The sequence below is a fragment of the Actinomycetota bacterium genome (genome assembly GCA_019347575.1).
Taxonomy (GTDB): Bacteria; Actinomycetota; Nitriliruptoria; order Nitriliruptorales; family Nitriliruptoraceae; genus JAHWKY01.
On sequence record JAHWKY010000001.1, the window covers coordinates 112,871 to 134,276 of the forward strand.

The window sequence follows — 21,406 nt, forward strand, 5'->3', positions numbered from 1 at the left end:
GACACCATGAACGCGTTCGCGACGACGCTCTTCCTCGCCGTCGAGGGTGGCGCTGAGGAGCGCAGCGGTCTCGACGTCATCCTGCCCGCGCCCGCCGAGCTGGTCTGGGGCGCCATCGCGTTCGGGATCCTGTTCTGGCTCCTGTCGCAGGTCGCGTTCCCCAAGCTCAACGATGTTCTCGAGGAGCGGCGGTCGGCGATCCAGGGACAACTCGAGGAGTCGGAGTCACGGCTGCGTGAGGCCGACGACATCAAGTCGCGGTACGAGGCCCAGCTGCAGGACGCCAAGTCTCAGTCCAACCGCATCATCGAGGAGGCGAAGTCGACGGCGGAGTCGCTCCGGCGCGACATCGTCGCGAAGGCCGAGTCCGAGGCTCAGGCCATCGTCCAGCGGGCGCAGTCGGAGATCTCGGCCGAGCGTGACCGGGCGCTGCAGGAGCTGCGCGCCGAGGTGGCGAGCATGTCGGTGGATCTAGCTGGCCGCATCGTCGAGAAGGAGCTGGACAAGAAGAGCCACCAGCAGCTGGTGGACTCCTACATCCAGAACATCTCGGGCAAGAACTGACCGACCGGAACAGGGACCGATAGATGGCAGACCAGCGCAACCGGGCGTACGCGGCGGCAGTCGTCGCGGTGGCCGAGGCCGAGAAGGCCCTGGACACCGTCGAGGACGAGCTGCTCGAGCTCGCCCGCGCGCTCGACGACAACCGTGAGCTGCGCGAGAAGCTGACCGACATCCACCTGCCGGTCGGGCGTCGGCTGGAGCTCGTGGAGTCCGACCTGCTGAAGGCGGCCCACCCCGCCACGCGCAGTGCCCTGTCGCTGCTCATCGGGGCGGGGCGCGTCGGTCACCTCGGCGAGATCGCCAGGGCGGTGGCCCAGCAAGCCGCCGCAGCACGCGAGCAGGAGCTCGCCGAGGTCCACGTGGCCGTGCCGTTGACCCAGAAGCAACAGGACGCACTACGCAAGGCGCTGGAGCAGGCCACGGGCAAGAAGCTCGAACTCAAGGTGTTCGTGGATCCGGATGTGATCGGCGGCGTCCGCGCTCGCGTCGGTGACACGGTGATCGACGGCTCCGTGGCGAAGCGTCTCTCCGACATCCGTGCCCGACTGGGCAGCTAACGAGGAACCAACGATGGCAGACCTGACGATCCGCCCCGAGGACGTCTCCTCGGCCCTGAAGTCGATGCTCGAGGGCTACACACCCGAGGTCGCACAGGAGCAGGTGGGACGTGTGCTCGACACCGGCGACGGCATCGCCACCGTCGCGGGGCTGCCCGGGACGATGGCCAACGAGCTGCTCGACTTCGGCAAGGGCGTGTTCGGCATCGCGATGAACCTCGACGAGGACGAGATCGGTGCCGTCATCATGGCGGATCCCGAGACCGTCCAGGAGGGCCAGCTCGTCAAGCGCACCGAACGGGTGCTTTCGGTCCCCGTCGGCGACGCGATGCTGGGCCGTGTGGTCGATCCGCTCGGTCGGCCTGTCGATGGCAAGGGTCCCCTGGACAACTCCCGCATCGACGGCCAGCGTCCACTGGAGGTGCAGGCCCCCGGCGTCGTCGATCGTCAGCCGGTGAAGGAGCCGCTGCAGACGGGGATCAAGGTCATCGACGTCATGACGCCGATCGGTCGCGGGCAGCGCGAGCTGATCATCGGCGACCGCCAGACGGGCAAGACCGCGATCGCCGTCGACACGATCATCAACCAGAGACAGCTGTGGGGTTCCCCCGAGGCGGTCAAGTGCATCTACGTCGCCGTGGGCCAGAAGGGTTCCACCGTCGCGCAGGTCGTCGAGACGCTCGAGCGCAACGGGGCGATGGAGTACACGACCGTGGTCAACGCCCCGGCATCGTCGCCTGCGGCGTTCCAGTTCGTCGCCCCGTACTCGGGTGCGGCCATCGGCGCCAACTGGATGTACCGGGGTGAGCACGCGCTGATCATCTACGACGACCTGTCCAAGCAGGCCGACGCCTACCGCCAGCTGTCGCTGTTGCTGCGGCGTCCTCCCGGACGGGAGGCGTACCCCGGCGACGTGTTCTACCTCCACAGCCGTCTGCTCGAGCGCGCCGCGAAGCTGTCGGACGAGCTCGGCGGCGGGTCGATGACCGCGTTGCCGCTCGTCGAGACCAAGGCCAACGACGTCTCGGCCTACATCCCGACCAACGTCATCTCGATCACCGACGGACAGATCTTCCTTGAGACCGACCTGTTCTACCAGGGTGTCCGGCCCGCCATGAACGCCGGGATCTCGGTCTCCCGCGTGGGTGGCGCGGCCCAGCGCCCCGCGATGAAGGCGGTCGCGGGGACCGTGCGTCTGGAGCTGGCGCAGTACCGCGAACTCGAGGCGTTCGCACAGTTCGGCTCCGACCTCGACCAGGCGAGCCAACGCCAGATCGCTCGCGGTCTGCGTGTCGTGGAGGTGCTCAAGCAGCCGCAGTACGACCCGCTGCCGGTCCAGGACCAGGTCGTCATCATCTGGTCGGTGACCAACGGCAAGCTCGATGACGTGCCCGTCGCCGACGTCAAGCGCTTCGAGAGCGAGCTGCGCGAGTACACGCGGTCACGCCACGGGGCGCTGCTCGAGCGGCTCCGCACCGAGAAGCTGACCGACGAGCTCGAGGCCGAGCTCGAATCCGCGGTCGACGACTTCAAGTCCACCTTCGAACCATCGGAGGAGGTCAGCGCCCCGCAGGAGGAGACGAACGTGGGGTGGGAGGCGATGGCCGCCCGCGAGGACGTCGACGCGGACGCGCGCGATGACGAAGAAGAGGGCGACACCAGTGGTGACGATGCCGGCCCCGTGTCCGACACCGACGCGCAGCCGCCGGCCTGACCCGAGGAGGCTGAACCGTGCCCGGAAGCGCGCAGATCCGCATCCTGCGGCGACGCATCCGTTCTGTGAAGAACACGCAGAAGATCACGCGTGCCATGGAGCTGATCGCCGCGTCGCGGATCGTCAAAGCGCAGCAGCGGGTGAGAGCGGCCGCTCCCTACGCCGAGATGGTGCACGACGTCATCAAGGGGCTCGCGGTTAGCAACGAGGTCAAGGACCACCCGATGGTCCGCGAGCACGAGGAGGTACGCAACGTCGGCCTGGTGGTCGTGACCTCCGACCGCGGCCTTGCGGGCGCCTACAACACCAACATCCTGCGCCGTGCCGAGAACATCATGCGGCGCGAGGAGGAACGCGGCCGCAACGTCAAGCTCTACCTGATCGGCCGCAAGGGCATCACCTACTTCCAGTTCCGCGGATACCGGCCGGAACGCACCTGGACCGGCATCACCGATCAGCCGGGCTACGCGGACGCCCAACCGATCGCCGAGGAGCTCATGCACGGGTACGCGTCGGAGAAGCTCGATCGCGTCTACTACGCGTACACCGACTTCAAAACCGCGTTCCTGCAGGAACCGACCCACTTGGAGCTGTTGCCGGTGCGCCCCGAGGAGTTCGAAGGTGGGACCGAGATCCCGCCGGAGTTCATGTTCGAGCCCGGCCCCGACAGCATCCTCGAGTTCCTCGTGCCGCGGTACGTCGAGGCGATCGTGTTCAACGGTCTGCTCGAGTCGTCCGCGTCCGAGCACGCATCACGACAGCGCGCCATGCACTCGGCGACCGAGAACGCCGACGACGTCATCGAGTCGCTGTCGCGCGTGATGAACCAGGCACGTCAGGACCAGATCACCACCGAGATCGCCGAGATCGTCGGCGGCGCCGAGGCCCTCGGCCAACGCTCGTAGTCACAGAGAGAAGTGCTCAAGCAGCGAAGCGGTAGCACAGACAGAAGTGCTCAAGCAGCGAAGCGGTAGCACAGAGGAGAAGGAGCACCGTGATGGCCCAGAGCGACACCGGACGGATCGTCCGCGTCATCGGCCCGGTCGTGGACGTCGAGTTCCCCCCCGGAGACCTGCCCGATATCTACAACGCGCTGACCTTCGAGCGCGACGTGGAGGGAGAGCAGGTCACGCTGACCGCCGAGGTCGCCCAGCACATCGGTGATCGCCGGGTCCGGGCCATCTGCATGCAGCCGACCGACGGCGTCGTGCGGGGGGCCGAGGTCGTGGACACCGGCGGCCCGATCACGGTGCCGGTCGGCCCCTCGACGCTCGGCCACATCTACAACGTGCTCGGCGAACCCCTCGACCTGCCCGAGGATGAGCGCGCCGACTTCCAGGCCGAGGACCGCTGGCCGATCCACCGCCCTTCACCGCCGTTCCACGAGCTCGAACCGCAGGCGAAGATGTTCGAGACCGGCATCAAGGTCATCGACTTGATCGAGCCCTACGTCGAGGGCGGCAAGATCGGGATGTTCGGTGGCGCCGGTGTCGGCAAGACCGTCGTCATCCAGGAGATGATCTCCCGCGTCGCCGAGGAGCACGGCGGCGTGTCGGTGTTCGCGGGCGTCGGGGAGCGCACGCGTGAGGGCAACGACCTGTTCCTCGAGATGCGCGAGGCGGGCGTGCTCGACAAGACCGCGCTGGTGTTCGGTCAGATGGACGAGCCGCCCGGCGTCCGGCTGCGGGTGGCGCTATCGGCGTTGACGATGGCCGAGTACTTCCGCGACGAGATGCACCAGGACGTCCTGCTGTTCATCGACAACATCTTCCGCTTCGTGCAGGCCGGCTCCGAGGTCTCGACGCTGCTCGGCCGCATGCCCTCGGCCGTCGGTTACCAGCCGACGCTGGCCAACGAGATGGGGCAGCTCCAGGAACGCATCACGTCGACGAAGGGCCGCTCCATCACGTCGCTGCAGGCGGTTTACGTGCCGGCCGACGACATCACCGACCCCGCCCCGCACACGACCTTCGCGCACCTCGACGCGCAGACGGTGCTGTCCCGCGAGATCGCCGCCCTGGGTATCTACCCGGCGGTCGACCCGCTCGACTCGACCTCGCGGATCCTGGACCCGCAGGTCGTAGGCCAGGAGCACTACGACGTGGCCACCAGCGTGCAGGAGATCCTGCAGCGCTACAAGGACCTGCAGGACATCATCGCCATCCTGGGTATCGACGAGCTGTCCGAGGAGGACAAGGTCATCGTCGCCCGGGCGCGGAAGGCGAGGAACTTCTTCAGCCAGAACTTCAACGTGGCGGAGCAGTTCACCGGCCAGCCCGGCGTCTACGTGCCGGTGGACGAGACCATCGCGTCCTTCAAGGCGCTCGTGGAGGGTGAGCTCGACGACCTGCCGGAGCAGGCCTTCACTTACACGGCCGGCGTGGACGACGTCCGCCGCAAGGCCAAGGAACTGGCCTCCTGATGGCGACGTTCCACGTCGAGGTGGTCTCCGCGGAACGTTCCCTGTGGTCGGGTGAGGCGTCCGAGGTCTACGCGCGCTCGCTCGACGGCGAGATCGGGATCCTTCCGGGGCACCAGCCGGCGCTGCTCGCGCTCGACATCGCGCCGGTGAAGATCAAGCAGGAGGACGGCACCGTGACCCGCGTCGCCGTCCATCGGGGGTTCCTCTACTTCCGTCCCGACACGGGCCTCATCGTGCTCGCGGACATGGCCGATCTGTCCACGGATGTGGACCTGACGGCCGAGGAGGCGCGCGTGCGCGAGCTGGAGCAGCGCCTGGGACGGGAGGACGATCGGGAGTCGCGCGACGAGCTCCGGCGTGCGGAGACCAGGGTCTCGGTCGCTCGCGAGTGAGGTGACCCGTGACCGACCGGTCGGAGCCGTCAGCCGCTCAGGTGTGATGGCCGCACGTGACCGCGGTCGTACACTCGCGCGGATGTCAGCACCTGTCCACCCCGGTCTCGAGCACGACGATGTGTTCGTCGTGCGTGGTGGTGCGAGCCTGCGTGGCGACGTGACCGTCCAAGGCGCGAAGAACTCGGCGCTCAAGCTGCTCGCCGCCGCGCTCCTCGCCGAGGGTCGGACGATCATCACGAACGTCCCCGGCATCGCCGACATCCCGGTCATGTGCGAGGTCATCCGGGGCGTAGGTGCCAACGTGGATACCACCGCCGAGGGTCGGATCGTCATCGACGTCCCTGCCGAGGTGCACCACGAGCCGCCCAGCGAGGCGGTCACGAGCATCCGCGCATCGATCTCGTGCCTCGGACCGCTGGTCGCCCGCGCCGGCCGCGCGCGCATCGCCATGCCCGGCGGTGACCGCATCGGGGCGCGGAGCATCGACATCCACCTGCGCGGGCTCGCCGAGATGGGCGCGACGATCGACGAGGCGCCCGATCATATCGACGTGCGCGCCTCGCAGCTCCGGGGAGCCGACTTCACCCTCGACTTCCCCAGCGTCGGTGCGACCGAGAACCTCGTCATGGCCGCTGTGCTCGCCGATGGGACCACCCACCTCGACAACGTCGCACGGGAGCCCGAGATCCAGGACCTGTGCCACATGCTCGTCGCCATGGGTGCCCGGATCGCGGACATCGGGACGGCGACGCTGACCATCGAGGGCGTCGAGCAGCTCAGCCCCGTCACGCACGCCACGTGCCCGGACCGGATCGAGACCGGGACCTTCGCGATGATGGCGGCGGTGACCGGCGGCGTCGTGACGCTCCACCGCGTCGCCGCCGACGACCTCCACCTGCCGCTGATGAAGCTCGAGGCGGCGGGCATCCACCTCGAGCGGGGCGATGGCACGCTGACCGTCAAGGCCGACGACGTCCGGCCCACCGATTTCGTGACCCTGCCGTACCCGGGGTTCCCCACCGATCTGCAGGCGATGATGATGGTGCTGCTCTCGCAGGCACACGGCACCAGCATGTGCACCGAGAACGTCTTCGAGTCACGCTTCGCCTTCGTCGACGAGCTGCGCAAGTTCGGAGCCGATGTCGAGATCGACGGCCACCACGCCATCATCCGGGGACCCAGACCGCTCCGGGGCACCACCGTGCGTGCGCTCGACGTGCGTGCCGGAGCGGCCTCGGTCATGGCGGGGCTCGTCGCCGACGGGGAGACCACGGTCGTCGACGTGTTCCACATCGACCGCGGCTACACCGCCTTCGTCGACAAGCTCCGTGCTCTGGGTGCCGACATCGAACGACGCTCGGCTGACGGTGCGTGATCGGCGCCGCGGCCTGATCCTGCTCGTCGCGCTGGTCGCGGCCACCGGGATGCTGCCAGGCACGGCGTCGGCGCAGGAGGCACTCGGGGCGTACGGCGTGCCGCTGAGATTCGAGGCGGCTGCGGGCGTGACCTTCGAGGTCGAGGACGTCGGACGGTACGTCGACACGCTCGTCGCCCGACTCGCACCGGACGGAGAGCTGGTGCTCATCAACGACGTCACCATCGACGAGTACGTCATGGGCATCGCCGAGATGCCGGCACGCTGGCCCGTCGAGGCGTTGAAGGCGCAGGCGGTGGCGGCCCGGACCTACGCCTGGTACCAGATGCACCTCGGCACGTTCGCCGCTCGTGGCTACGACATCTGCCCCTCGACGGCGTGCCAGGTGTTCGCGGGGCGCGAGGTGGTCGAGACACCGGTCATCGGTGATCGCTGGCGGCAGGCGGTAGAGGCCACCACCGGCGAGGTCATCCTGCACGAGAGAGAGCCGATCCTGGCGCGGTACTTCTCCACCTCAGGAGGTTCGACGCGGAACAACGAGCACGTCTTCCCGAGCGAAGGCCCCCGCCCCTACCTCAAGGCGGTCGAGGACCCTGCGGACGAGGTGTCGCCGTTGCACGAGTGGGAGGTCCGGTTCGACCGTGCCGACTTCGACACGCTGTTGTCGGAGGGCGAGACACTCTCGACGGCCGTCCCGGTCGCGGCGATCGAGCTCGTGCCGGCTCAGCAGACCGGACGGACCGACGTCGTGCGGGTCACGGGTCAGAGCGGTCAGGTGGCGGAGGTCAGCGCATCCGCGTTCCGGGCGTTCGTCTCGGAGCAGGCTCCGGAGGCCTTCCCGAACAAGTACCCCAGCGATCGCCCCGACGGTCGCCAGCTGCCAGCCGCGCTGCCGTCGTCGCGTGTCAGCTTCGAGCTCACCGAGGACGAGCTCATCATCTCCGGCCGCGGTTGGGGTCACGGCGTCGGCATGAGCCAGTGGGGCGCCAACGGCCTCGCCGAGCAGGGTGCGAACTACCGCGAGATCCTCCGCCACTACTACACGGGCGTCGAGGTGACCGCGTCGCCGCCGGACCTGCCGAACCGCATGCGGGTGGGGCTCGACGCCAAGTCGTCCAGTGGCGAGTCGTTCCGGGTGAGCGCCGACGGGCCGTTCCGGGTCCTCGCCGGGGATGCGGTCATCACCGACCGCGCGCTCGGCAGTTGGGAGGTCGTGCTGCGGGACGACCGCTCCATCGGCCTGCAGGCACCCGCCGGTTACGGTGCGCCGCTCGTCGTCTCGCCCACCGAGACGACCCGAACCGAACCCACCGAGGTCGAGGTCGTGACGCTGGAGACGGTCGTCAACAAGGCCACCGAGCTGCGGCTGTCGGTGGTCGATGCCGAGGGCACGGTGGTCCTCGAGCGTGACCTCGGGATCGTCGAGGCCGGTCGTCACGAGGCGAGCTGGTCGCTCGACGACACCGACGGCCTTCCGGTCGCCGCGGGCCGCTACCAGGTGGTCTTGACGGCGACCGACGAGGAGTCCGTCACCGGGGGAGAGCCGATCGACATCGAAGTGCGGACGCTGCAGGCCAGTGCGTCCATCGCATCCCTCTTGGATGCCCGCCCGCCCCGGCCCCCAACGTCGGGCGGTGTCCCGAACGTGGTGCTCACGGGGTTGCTCGGCCTTGCGGGCGGGGCGTTCGCCGCCGCTGTGTGGCCCCTGGGTCGCCGCCGTGACTGAGCTACCCACCGATCCGCCCTGGCCACCGCGGTCGGACGGCTGGCGCCACGACGCGCCGGATCCGCCCGAGGCGTTCCCCGTCCCCTGGGGCCCAGGCGACGCGGTGGCGATGGTGGCGTGGGTCCTGATCGCCCAGATCATCGTGGGCATCGTCGTCGGCGGGGCGGGCGTGGACTTCGAGAGCACGCTGGGCTTCCTCGGTACCGCGATCGCCGTCCAGCTCATGACGCTGGGTGGCGTGTACCTGTGGTTGCGCCGACGCGAGGCGTGGTCCTGGCGGCTCCTCGGTCCGGTCCGCCCGGAGCGCCGGTTCATCTGGACGGGTACCGGCGTCGGGGTCACCGGCGTCGTGCTCGTCGTGTTCACCTTGACACTGCTGGGGCAGCTGCTGGGTCCGCTCGAGGTGCCGACCCAGGAGGCGCTCGAACAGGCGTCCCAGGGGGGTCTCGCGACGGTGCTCGGGGTCATCGTCGCCGTTTTCATCGCTCCCGTCCTAGAGGAGCTGGTGTTCCGCGGCATCCTCTTCCAGACCCTGCGCCACCGCATCGGCGTGTGGCCCGGGATGGTCATCTCGGCGCTGGTTTTCGGGTTCATCCACCTCGAGTTCATCGTCAGCTCGACCGGCGAGTACCGCCCCGCCGGCTTCCTGCCGATCGCGGCCCTGACCGTGCTGGGGGTGTGGTTCGCCGGGGCGTTCCACCGCACCGGCTCGCTCGTCGTGCCGATCGTGGGCCACGCGTCCTTCAACGGGGCGGTCATCGCCCTCACCTTCGTCCCCGTCGAAGCCCTCACCGGCTGACCCCGAGCACCACATGGGTTGGTGACATCACTTCGTTGGCCCGAGCGGACGACGTGACATCACGATCGGTCCCGTCCCGGCGCGTTCGTTGGTGCATCGCCGTCCGCTCTAGGCTCGTGGCTCCTTCGAGACAGGGAAGGCGATGCCTGTGGCGGACATCGACACGCTCTCCGAGACCGAGACGATCCCCGAGGCTCCCCCCGATCGCATCACGAAGGTCGGCGTCGTCGGGTGCGGCACCATGGGATCAGGGATCTGCGAGATCGTCGCCCGCAACGGTCACGACGTCGTGTTCGTCGAGGTCGACGACGGCGCGGTCGAACGAGGCAGGGCCCGCATCGTCGGCTCGCTCGACCGCCACGTGAACCGTGGGAAGCTCGAGGAGGCGGAGAAGGAGCGGATCCTCGCGCGCATCACGGGTTCGACCGACTACGCCGCCCTGTCCGATCGCGATCTGATCGTGGAGGCGGTGCCGGAGGAGCTCGCCCTCAAGCAGAAAGTGTTCGAGCAGATCGACACGCACGCCCCGGACGACGCCATCATCGCGACCAACACCAGCTCGCTGCCGGTCATCGACATCGCCGTGCACGCGCGCCGTCCCAACCGGGTGCTGGGCTTCCACTTCTTCAATCCCGCCCCGGTCATGGAGCTCATCGAACTCGTCCGCACGGTCGTCACCGACGACGAGGTCGTCGCCAAGGCGCGGCAGTTCGCCGACACGATCGGCAAGACCCCCGTCGCCGTCGGCGATCGCGCGGGGTTCATCGCCAACCAGCTGCTGTTCCCCTACATAAACCAGGCGATCGGCATGGTGGAGTCGGGCTACGCGACCAAGGAGGACGTGGACGCAGCCATGCGCTTCGGGACCGGTCACCCCATGGGTCCGATCGCGCTCGCGGACCTGGTCGGTCTCGACACCATGCTCGGCATCATGAACGCGATCCACCGTCAGTTCGGTGAGACCCGCTTCGCCCCGAGTCCGATCATCAGCCAGTTCGTGGCCGCGGGGTTCCGCGGACGCAAGTCGGGGCGCGGCTTCTACACCTACGACGAGCCCGGGTCCGGCAAGGTCGTCGACGACGAGTCGGCACGGCCGACACCCAGCGCCGATCCGATCTCGGGGTGGACCACCGTCGGCGTCGTGGGCACCGGGACCATGGCGAAGGGCATCACCGAGGTCTGTGCCAAGGCCGGCTACGACATCATCGTGCGGGGGCGCTCCAAGGAGAAGGCCGAGCGGGTCGCAGCTGCGGTCGCGAAGTCGATGCAGCGCATGGTGGAGAAGGGGCGGCTGTCCGAGGAGGACATGGTCGAGGCCCTGTCCCACATCCGCGCGACCGACAGCTTCGAGGACCTCGCGGACGCCGACATCGTCATCGAAGCCGTCGCTGAGGAACTGGATATCAAGCGTGACCTGTTCGCTCAGATCACCGATGTCGTCTCCGATGACACCGTGCTGGCGTCGACGACCTCGAGCCTGCCCGTCATCGAGTGCGCGATGGCGACCGACCAGCCCGACCGCGTGATCGGTCTGCACTTCTTCAACCCCGCGGCCGTGATGAAGTTGGTCGAGATCGTCCCGACGGTTCGCACTGATCCCGAGGTCGTCGAGGCCTGCCGCGCCTTCGTCGACCACGTCGGCAAGGTCGGCGTGCTCTGCGGTGACCGGGCCGGGTTCATCGTGAACGCACTGCTGTTCCCCTACCTCAACGACGCGGTCAAGATGCTCAGCAGCCACTACGCCACCGCAGAGCAGATCGACACCGCGATGAAGCTCGGCTGTGCGCACCCCATGGGGCCCTTCGAGCTCATGGACATCGTCGGTCTCGACGTGACGCTCGCCATCATCGAGCGTCTCCACGAGGAGTTCCGGGAGCCCTCCTTCACCGCCGCCCCGTTGCTGCGGTACATGGTGGAGTCGGGGTTCCTCGGGCGGAAGGCCGGCCGCGGTTTCTACGTGTACACGTGACCAACAACCTCCGCGAGCTCGCCAGGCTGCTGCCGGACATCGCCCGCCTGCTCGTACGGCTGATGCGCGACCCTCGTGTGCCGTGGCACGGCAAGGCGGTGGCTGCGGGCGCCGCGGCCTACGCCCTCAGTCCCATCGACGTCGTGCCCGACTTCCTGCCGGTCGTGGGCAGCCTCGACGACGTCTACCTCGTCATGCGGGCTCTCCGCTACCTCGTCCACACGGCCGGCTACGACGTCGTGCGCGATGCGTGGCCGGGGACCGATGACGGGTTCCTGGCGCTCATGGTCCTGTCCGGCATGAAGGACTGAACTACCCTTCCGCGTCCGCTCGAGGTTCGGGGAGCACGTGAGCAAGAAGAGTCACCGACGGCAGATCGAACGAGCCCGCGCGAAGCGTGAGGCGGAGCGCATGGGCGCGCGCCGGCGACGCACCCGCGCCGTGGCTATCACGCTGGTGTTCCTGCTCGTCGGCGGCACGGTCGTGGCGCTGGTGGCCGGCGGTGGTGATGACGTCCCCGATCCCGAGATCGTCGCCACGGACGACCCCTTCGCCACCGAGACGCCGGATGATCCGGCCGCCACCGCACCAGCCGACGATCCCGTGGCAACCGCAACGCCGGCCGATCTCGAGGCGCTCCCGCCACCACCGGCCCGCGAGTCGCTCGAACCCTGCGACACCACGCGCCCCGAGGGTGCCGATGCCGAGAGGCCGACCTGGGACGCCCCACCCGACATGAGCATCGACCAGTCCGCCACGTACCACGCCACCATCGCGACGACCTGTGGCGACATCACGCTCGAGCTGTTCGCCGCCGACGCTCCGCTCGCGGTGAACAACCTCGTGTTCCTGGCCGAGAACGACTTCTACGACGCGGTTCCGTTCCACCGCACCATCTGGGGCTTCATGATCCAGGGGGGTGACCCGACGGGCACGGGCACGGGCGGGCCGGGCTACAGCTTCGAGGACGAGCTAGGTACGGTGGCCAAGTACGGGTTCGCGCGCGGCAACCTCGCGATGGCGAACTCGGGACCCAACACGAACGGATCGCAGTTCTTCATCGTCCACGACGACGCTTCGCACCTGACGACCCACACCGTGTTCGGTCGGGTCACCGAAGGCATCGAGGTCGTCGACCGCATCGCGGCCATGCCCGCCGGCCCGAACGGCGAGGTCGAGGCGCCGGTGTGGATCACCGACGTCACGATCACCGAGAGCTGAGCTCCCCCGCACACCCGACGAGAGGTACGCACGTGGCTAGCTACGACGCCCCGCCCGAGATGCAGATCGATCCCGAGAAGTCCTACCGCGCCACGATCTCGACCTCCGAAGGGGACATCGAGCTCGACCTGTTCGCGTCGGAGAGCCCCGCCACCGTCAACAACTTCACGTTCCTGGCGCGCGAGGGGTTCTACGACGGCGTCATCTTCCACCGCGTCATCGCAGGCTTCATGATCCAGGGCGGCGACCCGACGGGCACGGGCACGGGGGGGCCGGGCTACCGGTTCGCCGACGAGCTCGATGCCGCTCGGGACCGCGGCTACTCCCGGGGCACGGTGGCGATGGCCAACGCGGGCCCGAACACCAACGGGTCACAGTTCTTCATCATGCACCGTGACGGAGGCCTGCCCCCGAACTACTCGGTGTTCGGCGAGGTGACGTCGGGGATGGACGCGGTCGATGCCATCGCCACGACCGACACCGACGGCCGTGATCGGCCGGTCGAGGACAAGGTGATCCGATCGGTGGCCATCCACGAGTCGTGATCGGTGGCGCTCCGCCCGCCCCGCCCCCGTCGGGCTCGACGGCTCGTCCGGGTCGCGCTCGCGACGGGGGCGGCCACGCTCGTCGCCGTGGTCGCGGTCATCGCGTTCTCGCTCACCCGTGGGCCGCGCCCTGAGGAGCAGGTGGCCGAGCGCTTCCTGACTGCGTTGCTGCAAGGCGAGGGGGGAGCGGCGTACGCGCTGACCACCCCGGAGTACCGCGCCGTCGTCTTCGAGCGGGACCTTGACGCCATCGCGGACGCGCTCGCCGACGTGGCGGGGACGGGGGCAGCGCTGACCATCCTCGGTTCCGAGCGCACGGTCCCTGAACCGGTGACGCCCGAGTCGCTGGTGGGCTACCAGGCCATCACGGACGTCGGCCGAATCGAGGGTGTCGTGACCCTGGAGCAGCAGCCCGACGACGGCTGGGCCGTGCGTGAGGTCAGCCACCGCTTCCCCGGCGCGGACCCCGAGGACGTGGCCGAGGTGCAGGAACTGTTGCGACGGCTGAACCAGCAGGTCACCCAGCGTGTGAGCGGGTGAGGGTCAGCCCCACCACCTCGGTTGGGCGACCATCGCCCACACGACGAAGAAGAGCACGATCAGGTCGACGAGGCTGTAGGTCCCGATCTGCTGGCCGATGGCGGCGAGCGCGGGCGCGTCGGGGCCTTCCTCCTCGGCTATCTCGAGGTAGCGCTTGGCCCTCGACTCGGTGAGGCCGTTGCCGATGATCAGCGAAGCGATGATCCCCGCGAAGCCGATGGTGATGAACGGATCGCTGAACGCTAGACCGTCCTCGGTGAGGACCATGATGATGCCGAACACGAGCGTGGCGATCGCCGCCGGCGCGAACAGGCGCGGCCCCATCCAGCTCGCCATCCGCGTCATCTTCAACAGCCCGGCGCTATCACGCTGCATCCCGAGGTAGGCGAACTGCAGGTAGAGCGTCACGCCAGCGCCGAGCCAGACGATCGCCCCGACGATGTGGAGGAACTTCCACAGCTCGTAGCCGCTCAACGCACACCTCCCGAAGGCTGTCGGGGAACGTATTCGGGAGTCGTGCCTCTGTCACGGGTTCGGCTCATGCCCCGTCGTAAGTGATGATCATCCGGATGGGGTGCTCGTCGCGGTTCTCGAGGATCTCGAGCGCCCGCGGGAAGTCCTCGATGTCGAACTCGTGCGTGATGGAGCGGGTCAGATCGAGCCGTCCGGCCTCGATCAGGTCCATCAGCTCGCCGAGGTCCTGCGGGGTCGAGCCGAACGAGCCGACCAGTTCGAGCTCCTGCGCCACGAACAGCGCCTCCGGCAGCAGGTGGAGCGGCTCGGGGGTCAGGCCCACGACGGTGGCGCGTCCACCCGGCTTCAGGCACTTCACCGCCTGGTCCACGGTCTCGTTCTTCCCGACGAACTCGAACGAGCGGTCCACCCCGCCGGTCAGCTGGCGGATGGCCTTCGCCGGCTTGCCGTCGGACGCGTCGATCACCTCGTCGGCGCCCCACGCGGTGGCCCGCTCGAGGTTGACGGGGTCGACGTCCACGCCGATGACGGTGCACCCCGAGAGCTTCGCGAGCTGCACGGCGTGCATCCCGAGGCCGCCGAGTCCGAAGATGGCGCACACGACCCCCTCACCCACACCGCCACGCTTCAGCGCGTGGTATGGCGTGGCGACCGCGTCGGTGAGGATCGCGGCGTGCGCCAGAGGTACCTCCGGGGGGACGGGGACGAGGTAGTCCGCCCCGACCGCCGCGTACTCGGCCTGCGCACCGTCGGCGTCGATGCCGGGGATCGACAGGTTCGGGCAGATGGCGTGACGACCGACCTCGCAGTAGCTGCAGGTGCCGCAGGGGCGTGCCATGAGGAAGGCCACCCGGTCTCCGGGTGACCAATCGGAGACGTCGTCGCCGAGGGCCGCGATGATGCCAGCCGGTTCGTGCCCCAGGGTCTGGGGCAGTGACGGGCCGTGGGGCGTCACACCCTGCACGACGTGGAGGTCGCTCGCACACACGCCGCAGGCGGCGATGCGCACCAGGACCTCACCGTGACCGGGCTCGGGAACCGGCACCTCGTCGATGCGGACGTCGTCGCCCCCTTCGACGCGGGAGCGGTGCAGACGTGCGGCGCGCATGGTCGAGGGGATCTGCACGGGCAACCTCAGCTAGTGGTGGGTCAGTCTTCGCCGGCTGCCGCCGGCGGCTCGTTGGGACCGTCGTCCCCGGGCCAGGGTGGGAGGTCGTCGAGCGTGATCTCGTCACGCCTGATGCCGCGGTCGAAGTCGCGCATACGTTGGGGGTAGCCGACGATGGCAGCGTCGTAGAGCGGCACGTTGTGCTTCGTGCACAGCTCGTCCGCCTGGTCGCGGTCGCGCACCGGACGGCGCAGGTACTCCCCATCACCGGCGACCAGCAGCAGCGTGGTCGAGTAGATGGCCGTCCGCGGCTCCATGTAGCCCTCGACCCCGTTGCGGGTCCGGAGGAACTCCTCGAGGTCCTTCGTGGAGATCTTGGAGGGCGGCGCGCTCGACGGACCGGGCGAGCGGCCCTTGCTCTCGCCCTTGAACCACGCGCGGATGCGGTCGGAGAAGCTCACGGGCCCGTCCACCGGTAGACGTGGTAGTCGATCACCGGTCGGAACCCGAGCGTCCGCATCGTCGGTTCGCTGTCGGGCGTCGCCAAAGTGACCCCGACGTCGTAGCCGAGCGCAGCCGCATCGTGGAGCGCACGCAGAGTGATGGCCGTGGCGTAGCCGGCGTGGCGATGCCCGGGGAGGGTCGCCAGACCACTTATCCCGGCCGCATCCGTCGTGCAGAGCAACGAGCCGACGGCGACGAGCCCTTCCCCAGCTCCGTACACGCCGTAGATGGCCCCGTGGTCCCACGGCCGCGCGTGGCGCAGCACGGCTCGGGCGAGATCCTCGAACAGCAGCTGGTCATCGGTACCCAGACCGAACCCCGTCACCGACACGGCAGCGATGTTCGCGGCCAGCGTGGGATCGGCGATCAGATCCGCGTGGTGGGCGCCTTCGGCATCGTGCGCCACGTGGTCGGGCAGCGTCGTCGTCGCCATGCCGTGGATCGTCGGGAGCGCGATGTACCCACGCTCCCGCATCAACGCTGCCGTGTCGTCCGCTTCGATGAGCGATTCGATCCACAGTGTGTGGTCGAACGGACCGAAGAACCCGCTCACCTCGGACATCGTGAGATCGAACTGCTGGAGGTCGAGCGCCGTGGCTCGGTTCAAGACGGACCGGTGACCGACCCCGACCATGATCCCCCGATCCGTGACGTGGACCCGACCGCGACCGGCGAGGTGACCCGTCGCGACGAGCTCGATCCGGAAGTGGTCACGAACCGCAGAGGCGAGGTCGGCGTCGCTCCACGTGCGATCGGTGTCCGCGACGGTCACACCCTCTCCCGGTCGGTCGACGCCAGGCTACCAACGCCGCGTCAGGCCTCGTCCTCGACGAGCTCGACCAGGACACCACCGGTGCCCTTCGGGTGCACGAACGCGACGGTGTGCCCGCCACCCCCGGGGCGAGGATCCTCGTCGATCAGCCGGACGCCCTCCTCACGCAGGTGCTCCAGCGCCCCGGCCACGGAACGCACGCCGAACCCGAGGTGGTGCAGCCCCGGTCCGGAACGGGCGATGAAGCGAGCGATCGGACTGTCCTCCCGTGTCGCCTGGAGCAGCTGGATGTAGGTGTCGCCGACCTTGAGCATCGCCTCCTCGACGCCGTCGGACTCGACGACCTCGCGATACTCGGGCACGAGGCCGAACGCGCGTCGGTAGAACTCGAGAGCTTCGTCGAGATCGTCGACCGCGATCGCGATCTGGTCGATACGGGTGACGTCCACGTGTCCTCCAGCGGCTGGTCAGGAGCATGGTGCCGCGCCACGTCCCCAGCTGCCCAGCCCCTTGGGGCATCCTCCCCGAGACAGGAGGATGGACGGGTGCGACACGTGGACTGGACCGAGGTCACGAGGGTCGCCTACGAGGCGGCAGGCGAGTACCTCGCGTCGCTGCCGGAGCGGCGGATCCTGCCCCCGTCGACGCCCGAGGAGGTCCACGCGGATCTCGACGGGCCGCTGCCTGAGGAGCCGCAGGACCCTGCGGACGTGGTGGCCGAGGTGGCGCGCCGCATCGCTCCGCACGTGACGGCCATGAACGCGGGCCGCTTCTTCGGCTTCGTCATCGGGGGCACCCACCCCGCCGGCCTCGGCGCGGAGTGGCTGGTGACGGCGTGGGATCAGAACGCCGGCCTGTACGCGCCCACCCCCGGTGTGTCGGTTGCCGAGGAGGTGGCGGGGCGATGGCTCGTGGAGCTGATGGAGCTGCCGCCGGAGGCCAGCGTCGGCTTCGTCACCGGAGGGCAGATGGCCAACTGGACCTGCCTCGCAGCGGCCCGTCATCACGTGCTCGCGGAGGCGGGTTGGGACGTCGAGCGCGACGGCCTCCAGGACGCCCCGCACGTCTCCGTAGTCGCCGGCGAGGAGCGGCACACCACGATCGATCGCTCCCTGCGCTACCTCGGTCTGGGTGCGGGGCGGTTGCTGACGGCCGCCGCCGATGAACAGGGCAGGGTGGATGCCTCCGCGCTGGACGAGGTGCTGCGGGGAGTGAGCGGCCCCACCATCGTCGCCGCGCAAGCGGGCAACGTGAACAGCGGTGCCTTCGACCCGTTGCCCGCCGTCGCCGACGCTGTCGACGCTCACCGCGAGCGCGGGAACCCCGCCTGGTTGCACGTCGACGGCGCGTTCGGGTTGTGGGCCGCGGTGAGTCCGACCACCCGCCACCTCACGGCGGGTGCCGACCGTGCGGACTCGTGGAGCACCGACGGCCACAAGTGGTTGAACGTGCCCTACGACAGCGGCTACGCGTTCACCCGCCACCCCGACGCGCACCGCGGCGCGACGACGACGAGGGCCAGCTACCTCATCCAGGGAACCGGAGACGAACGTGACCCCCTCGACTGGGGGCCCGAGTTCTCCCGTCGAGCCCGGGGCGTCGCCACGTACGCCGTGCTGTTGGCGCTGGGTCGCTCCGGCGTCGCGGACGTGGTCGAGAGCTGCTGCCGCCACGCCAGCAGGCTCGCGCGCGACCTCGCGGCGACGGACGGCATCGAGATCCGCAACGACGTGGTGCTCAACCAGGTGCTGGTGCGCTTCCGCGATCCCACCGGCCAGGACGACGACGGTCACACGCGGGCGGTGATCGAGCGGATCCAGGCCGACGGCGAGGTCTTCTTCTCGGGGACCACGTGGAGGGAGGAGGCGCTCATGCGCATCTCGGTCTCGGACTGGGTCACCGACGACGACGACGTCGAACGTGCGGTGGCCGCCGTGGTGGCGGCGCACACCGCCTGAGCGCGTTCGCGAGGGGCTCGGGGCGGGGCCTACCATGACCACACGCCTCACCAGGAGACCAGTCCCGTGACCGAGACCGTCGTCGTCGGCTACGCCCGCACCCCGATCGGCAAGTTCGGCGGAGGTTTCTCCAGCCTCAACGCCATGGACCTCGGCGGCCACGCCATCCGCGCCGCACTCGAGCGCGCGGGCGTCGAGGGTGAACAGGTGGGCTACGTGGTGATGGGGCACGTTCTCCAGGCCGGTCAGGGACAGATCACCTCCCGTCAGGCCGCGGTCAACGGCGGCATCCCCATGGGGGTCGCGTCGGAGACGGTGAACAAGGTCTGCCTGTCCGGCATGACGGCGGTCGCTCGCGCCGACGGGCTCATCCGCCTCGGCGACTTCGACCTCGTCGTGGCCGGAGGGATGGAGTCGATGACGACCGCCCCCTACGTGCTCGACAAGGCGCGCTTCGGCTACCGCCTCGGCGACGGGAGGCTCGTCGACGTCATGCAGTACGACGGGCTGACGTGCGCCTTCGACATGTGCGCCATGGGCGAGGCCACCGACAACTACCAGGCCGAGCGCTTCGACATCAGCCGCGCCCGCCAGGACGAGTGGTCAGCCCGTTCCCACGAGCGTGCCGCCACGGCGTGGAAGGAAGGTGGGTTCGACGACGAGGTCGTCGCCGTCGAGGTGCCCCAGCGCAAGGGCGACCCCGAGGTCATCGAGCAGGACGAGGGCATACGCCCCGGCACCACCGCCGATCAGCTCGGTGGTCTGCGCCCCGTCTTCGTCAAGGAAGGCACGATCACCGCCGGGAACGCGTCACAGATCAGCGACGGCGGTGCTGCGCTCGTCCTGACGAGTCGCGAGAAGGCCGACGAGCTCGGGCTCGCGGCGCTCGCGACGATCAAGAGCTGGGGCACGGTGGCGGGCCCGGACCCGTCGCTGCACCTGCAGCCGTCGGCCGCCATCAAGCGAGCGGCCGACAAGATCGGGGCGGATCCCGCTGGGTTCGACCTATACGAGATCAACGAGGCGTTCGCGTCCGTGGCCATCGCGGCGACCGACGACCTCGGTCTCGACGAGGACAAGGTCAACGTCAACGGCGGGGCGGTGGCGCTCGGCCACCCGATCGGCTGCACCGGTGCCCGCCTCACGGTCTCGCTGATCAACGAGCTGCGCCGTCGAGGTGGCGGTACGGGTGCCGCGGCGCTGTGCGGCGGCGGCGGTCAGGGCGACGCGCTCATCGTGGAGGTCACGGGCTGAGCGACGTCGATCAGCTCGTCGCCGGGCTCGAGTCACGCGACCGGCGCTCCGTCGCACGCCTGCTGACCCTCGTCGAGGACGGCACGCCCGAGTCGCTGCGCGGCATCGTGGAGGCGTTGTACCCGCGGACCGGACGGGCGCGCACCATCGGCATCACGGGGTCGCCGGGCGTGGGGAAGTCGACGCTCACGAACGCGGTCGCCGCTGAGCTGCGCAGCCGCGACCGCACCGTCGGGGTGATCGCCGTGGATCCGTCCTCGCCGTTCACGGGCGGGGCGTTGCTGGGCGACCGCGTCCGGATGCAGGGCCACCACGCCGACGCCGGGGTCTTCATCCGCTCCATGGCGGCGCGCGGCCACCTCGGGGGCCTGAGCTTCGCCACGCCCCAGGCGGCGCTCGTCCTCGACGCGGCGGGCTTCGACGTCGTGATCATCGAGACCGTCGGGGTGGGCCAGTCGGAGGTGGAGGTGGCGCAGACCTCGGATACCACCGTCGTCGCGCTCGCTCCCGGCATGGGCGACAGCATCCAGGCGGCGAAGGCCGGGATCCTCGAGGTCGCCGACGTGTTCGTGGTGAACAAAGCCGACCACAGCGGGGCGGGCAAGCTCGAAGCAGAGCTGAGCGGCATGGTCGAGATGGGCCACGAGACCGGTGCCGTCGACGGCTGGTGGCCGCCCATCCTGCGCACCGTCGCGGTCCGCGGCGAGGGCATCCCTGAGCTGGTCGACGCGCTCGAGCAGCATCACGTGCACCTCGAGTCGTCCGGCGTGTTGGCGGAGCGGCAGCGTCACCGCGCCGCCTACATCGTGCGCGAGATCGCCCTCGAACGGATCCGCGGCAGCTTCGCGTCCATCGGCGGGGCGGACGATCCGCTGATCGAGTCCCTGGCGACGAAGGTCGCCGCCCGCGACCTCGACCCCTACACGGCCGCGGACGAACTGTTGGCCGCGCTGGGTCCGGACGCGCCGTAGTCGGTGCGACGAGGAGGTGACCGTCACGGCCACCTCCTCGGCTGACGTCGTGTCCCTAGCCGAGACCCTCGGAGCGGATCTGGTCGAGGATCAGCTCCCCGACCGAGCCCTCCTCGACGTCGATCTCGTCGAGCCGTTCGATGACCTGCTGCTCGTCGCAGTCGAGTTCCTCGGCCCGCTCCTCGAGCTCCGCCCCCTCCGTCTCGAGTTCGGCGACGAACGCCGGCTCCTCTCCGGCGGTGAGCTCCGCCTCCGACATCTCGTTCGCCTCGTCGATCGCCCTCTGGATCAGGGCGAGCGTCTCGTCGACGACCTCGTCGCAGGAGTCGGCCTCGGCGTCATCACCGCCGCAGGCCGTGAGCGCGATGGCGCCGGCGATGAACACCGCGGTGACGCGGGACGTGCGGAACATGGAAGCCCCTTGGCTCGGGTCACCCCCGACGGCCGGAGGCGCCCCGAAGGTAGTGGCGTGGGTGAGCGCGAGGGAAAACTTCTCCGCCGGTCGCCCGGAAGCCCCGTGGCGCCCACCGGTACTCTG

23 protein-coding genes are annotated in these 21,406 nt (G+C 69.3%); 17 read left to right on the plus strand and 6 right to left on the minus strand.

What is annotated here, in order from left to right:
- The first annotated feature begins 6 nt into the window (after nt 1-6).
- The 14 genes from atpF (at nt 7) to KY469_00525 (ending at nt 13,827) form a co-directional block, all read left to right on the plus strand.
- Nucleotides 7-564: a F0F1 ATP synthase subunit B gene (gene atpF, locus KY469_00460; protein MBW3661542.1), complete on the plus strand. Its 558-nt coding sequence runs from the start codon at nt 7-9 to the stop codon at nt 562-564.
- A 23-nt stretch (nt 565-587) separates the two neighbouring features.
- Nucleotides 588-1,121 (plus strand): ATP synthase F1 subunit delta, encoded by a 534-nt coding sequence (gene atpH / locus KY469_00465; protein ID MBW3661543.1) that lies wholly within the window; start codon nt 588-590, stop codon nt 1,119-1,121.
- Between the two features lie 13 nt (nt 1,122-1,134).
- On the plus strand, nt 1,135-2,835 hold the full coding sequence (gene atpA, locus KY469_00470) for a F0F1 ATP synthase subunit alpha (GenBank protein MBW3661544.1): 1,701 nt from the start codon (nt 1,135-1,137) through the stop codon (nt 2,833-2,835).
- Between the two features lie 17 nt (nt 2,836-2,852).
- Nucleotides 2,853-3,740: a F0F1 ATP synthase subunit gamma gene (locus tag KY469_00475; protein ID MBW3661545.1), complete on the plus strand. Its 888-nt coding sequence runs from the start codon at nt 2,853-2,855 to the stop codon at nt 3,738-3,740.
- Nucleotides 3,741-3,832: 92 nt separating this feature from the next.
- Nucleotides 3,833-5,257, plus strand: coding sequence for a F0F1 ATP synthase subunit beta (atpD, locus tag KY469_00480; GenBank protein ID MBW3661546.1), 1,425 nt, complete (start codon nt 3,833-3,835; stop codon nt 5,255-5,257).
- Entirely contained in the window at nt 5,257-5,649 is a 393-nt protein-coding gene (locus tag KY469_00485) for a F0F1 ATP synthase subunit epsilon (GenBank protein MBW3661547.1), read from the plus strand. The genes atpD and KY469_00485 overlap by 1 nt, the downstream gene beginning before the upstream one ends.
- An 82-nt stretch (nt 5,650-5,731) precedes the next feature.
- The gene (gene murA / locus KY469_00490) at nt 5,732-7,027 is read left to right on the plus strand and encodes a UDP-N-acetylglucosamine 1-carboxyvinyltransferase (GenBank protein MBW3661548.1); all 1,296 of its coding nucleotides are present in this window, start codon (nt 5,732-5,734) and stop codon (nt 7,025-7,027) included.
- Nucleotides 7,020-8,753, plus strand: coding sequence for a SpoIID/LytB domain-containing protein (locus KY469_00495; protein ID MBW3661549.1), 1,734 nt, complete (start codon nt 7,020-7,022; stop codon nt 8,751-8,753). The genes murA and KY469_00495 overlap by 8 nt, the downstream gene beginning before the upstream one ends.
- The gene (locus KY469_00500; protein MBW3661550.1) at nt 8,746-9,552 is read left to right on the plus strand and encodes a CPBP family intramembrane metalloprotease; all 807 of its coding nucleotides are present in this window, start codon (nt 8,746-8,748) and stop codon (nt 9,550-9,552) included. Before KY469_00495 ends, KY469_00500 begins: the two co-directional genes overlap by 8 nt.
- A 142-nt stretch (nt 9,553-9,694) precedes the next feature.
- The gene (locus tag KY469_00505) at nt 9,695-11,521 is read left to right on the plus strand and encodes an NAD(P)-binding domain-containing protein (protein ID MBW3661551.1); all 1,827 of its coding nucleotides are present in this window, start codon (nt 9,695-9,697) and stop codon (nt 11,519-11,521) included.
- A gap of 62 nt (nt 11,522-11,583) precedes the next feature.
- Nucleotides 11,584-11,832, plus strand: a complete 249-nt coding sequence (locus KY469_00510) for a DUF1232 domain-containing protein (protein ID MBW3661552.1) — start codon at nt 11,584-11,586, stop codon at nt 11,830-11,832.
- 424 nt (nt 11,833-12,256) lie between these two features.
- Nucleotides 12,257-12,742, plus strand: a complete 486-nt coding sequence (locus tag KY469_00515; protein MBW3661553.1) for a peptidylprolyl isomerase — start codon at nt 12,257-12,259, stop codon at nt 12,740-12,742.
- 59 nt (nt 12,743-12,801) lie between these two features.
- Nucleotides 12,802-13,287, plus strand: coding sequence for a peptidylprolyl isomerase (locus KY469_00520; protein ID MBW3661554.1), 486 nt, complete (start codon nt 12,802-12,804; stop codon nt 13,285-13,287).
- 3 nt (nt 13,288-13,290) lie between these two features.
- Nucleotides 13,291-13,827, plus strand: a complete 537-nt coding sequence (locus tag KY469_00525; protein MBW3661555.1) for a hypothetical protein — start codon at nt 13,291-13,293, stop codon at nt 13,825-13,827.
- 3 nt (nt 13,828-13,830) lie between these two features.
- On the opposite strand, the gene KY469_00530 is transcribed toward KY469_00525, so the two are convergent.
- From KY469_00530 to mce, 5 genes are all read right to left on the minus strand, one after another.
- The gene (locus KY469_00530; GenBank protein MBW3661556.1) at nt 13,831-14,301 is read right to left on the minus strand and encodes a DUF2269 domain-containing protein; all 471 of its coding nucleotides are present in this window, start codon (nt 14,299-14,301) and stop codon (nt 13,831-13,833) included.
- Nucleotides 14,302-14,365: 64 nt separating this feature from the next.
- Complete coding sequence (locus tag KY469_00535; GenBank protein ID MBW3661557.1) at nt 14,366-15,427, minus strand: zinc-binding dehydrogenase; 1,062 nt, start codon at nt 15,425-15,427, stop codon at nt 14,366-14,368.
- Between the two features lie 23 nt (nt 15,428-15,450).
- Nucleotides 15,451-15,870: a hypothetical protein gene (locus KY469_00540; GenBank protein ID MBW3661558.1), complete on the minus strand. Its 420-nt coding sequence runs from the start codon at nt 15,868-15,870 to the stop codon at nt 15,451-15,453.
- On the minus strand, nt 15,867-16,685 hold the full coding sequence (locus KY469_00545) for a hypothetical protein (GenBank protein MBW3661559.1): 819 nt from the start codon (nt 16,683-16,685) through the stop codon (nt 15,867-15,869). Before KY469_00545 ends, KY469_00540 begins: the two co-directional genes overlap by 4 nt.
- A 41-nt stretch (nt 16,686-16,726) precedes the next feature.
- Nucleotides 16,727-17,134, minus strand: coding sequence for a methylmalonyl-CoA epimerase (mce, locus tag KY469_00550; protein MBW3661560.1), 408 nt, complete (start codon nt 17,132-17,134; stop codon nt 16,727-16,729).
- Between the two features lie 105 nt (nt 17,135-17,239).
- Here mce and KY469_00555 point away from each other — a divergent pair, with 105 nt between their 5' ends.
- From KY469_00555 to meaB, 3 genes are all read left to right on the plus strand, one after another.
- Complete coding sequence (locus tag KY469_00555) at nt 17,240-18,643, plus strand: aspartate aminotransferase family protein (GenBank protein MBW3661561.1); 1,404 nt, start codon at nt 17,240-17,242, stop codon at nt 18,641-18,643.
- A gap of 66 nt (nt 18,644-18,709) precedes the next feature.
- A complete protein-coding gene (locus KY469_00560; protein MBW3661562.1) occupies nt 18,710-19,897 on the plus strand; it encodes an acetyl-CoA C-acetyltransferase in 1,188 nt (395 codons plus the stop codon).
- Nucleotides 19,894-20,868 (plus strand): methylmalonyl Co-A mutase-associated GTPase MeaB, encoded by a 975-nt coding sequence (meaB, locus tag KY469_00565; protein ID MBW3661563.1) that lies wholly within the window; start codon nt 19,894-19,896, stop codon nt 20,866-20,868. Before KY469_00560 ends, meaB begins: the two co-directional genes overlap by 4 nt.
- 55 nt (nt 20,869-20,923) lie before the next feature.
- Here the strand turns inward: meaB and KY469_00570 are convergent, their stop codons facing one another.
- Entirely contained in the window at nt 20,924-21,280 is a 357-nt protein-coding gene (locus KY469_00570) for a hypothetical protein (GenBank protein ID MBW3661564.1), read from the minus strand.
- Nucleotides 21,281-21,406: the final 126 nt, after the last annotated feature.

What these genes read in the sequence shown, in the direction of transcription:
- atpF (MBW3661542.1), top strand. Translation starts at nt 7, where the DNA reads ATGAACGCGTTCGCGACGACGCTCTTCCTCGCCGTCGAGGGTGGCGCT.
- atpH (MBW3661543.1), top strand. Translation starts at nt 588, where the DNA reads ATGGCAGACCAGCGCAACCGGGCGTACGCGGCGGCAGTCGTCGCGGTG.
- atpA (MBW3661544.1), top strand. Translation starts at nt 1,135, where the DNA reads ATGGCAGACCTGACGATCCGCCCCGAGGACGTCTCCTCGGCCCTGAAG.
- atpD (MBW3661546.1), top strand. Translation starts at nt 3,833, where the DNA reads ATGGCCCAGAGCGACACCGGACGGATCGTCCGCGTCATCGGCCCGGTC.
- KY469_00485 (MBW3661547.1), top strand. Translation starts at nt 5,257, where the DNA reads ATGGCGACGTTCCACGTCGAGGTGGTCTCCGCGGAACGTTCCCTGTGG.
- murA (MBW3661548.1), top strand. Translation starts at nt 5,732, where the DNA reads ATGTCAGCACCTGTCCACCCCGGTCTCGAGCACGACGATGTGTTCGTC.
- KY469_00505 (MBW3661551.1), top strand. Translation starts at nt 9,695, where the DNA reads ATGCCTGTGGCGGACATCGACACGCTCTCCGAGACCGAGACGATCCCC.
- KY469_00510 (MBW3661552.1), top strand. Translation starts at nt 11,584, where the DNA reads ATGCGCGACCCTCGTGTGCCGTGGCACGGCAAGGCGGTGGCTGCGGGC.
- KY469_00515 (MBW3661553.1), top strand. Translation starts at nt 12,257, where the DNA reads ATGAGCATCGACCAGTCCGCCACGTACCACGCCACCATCGCGACGACC.
- KY469_00520 (MBW3661554.1), top strand. Translation starts at nt 12,802, where the DNA reads ATGCAGATCGATCCCGAGAAGTCCTACCGCGCCACGATCTCGACCTCC.
- KY469_00570 (MBW3661564.1), bottom strand. Translation starts at nt 21,280, where the DNA reads ATGTTCCGCACGTCCCGCGTCACCGCGGTGTTCATCGCCGGCGCCATC.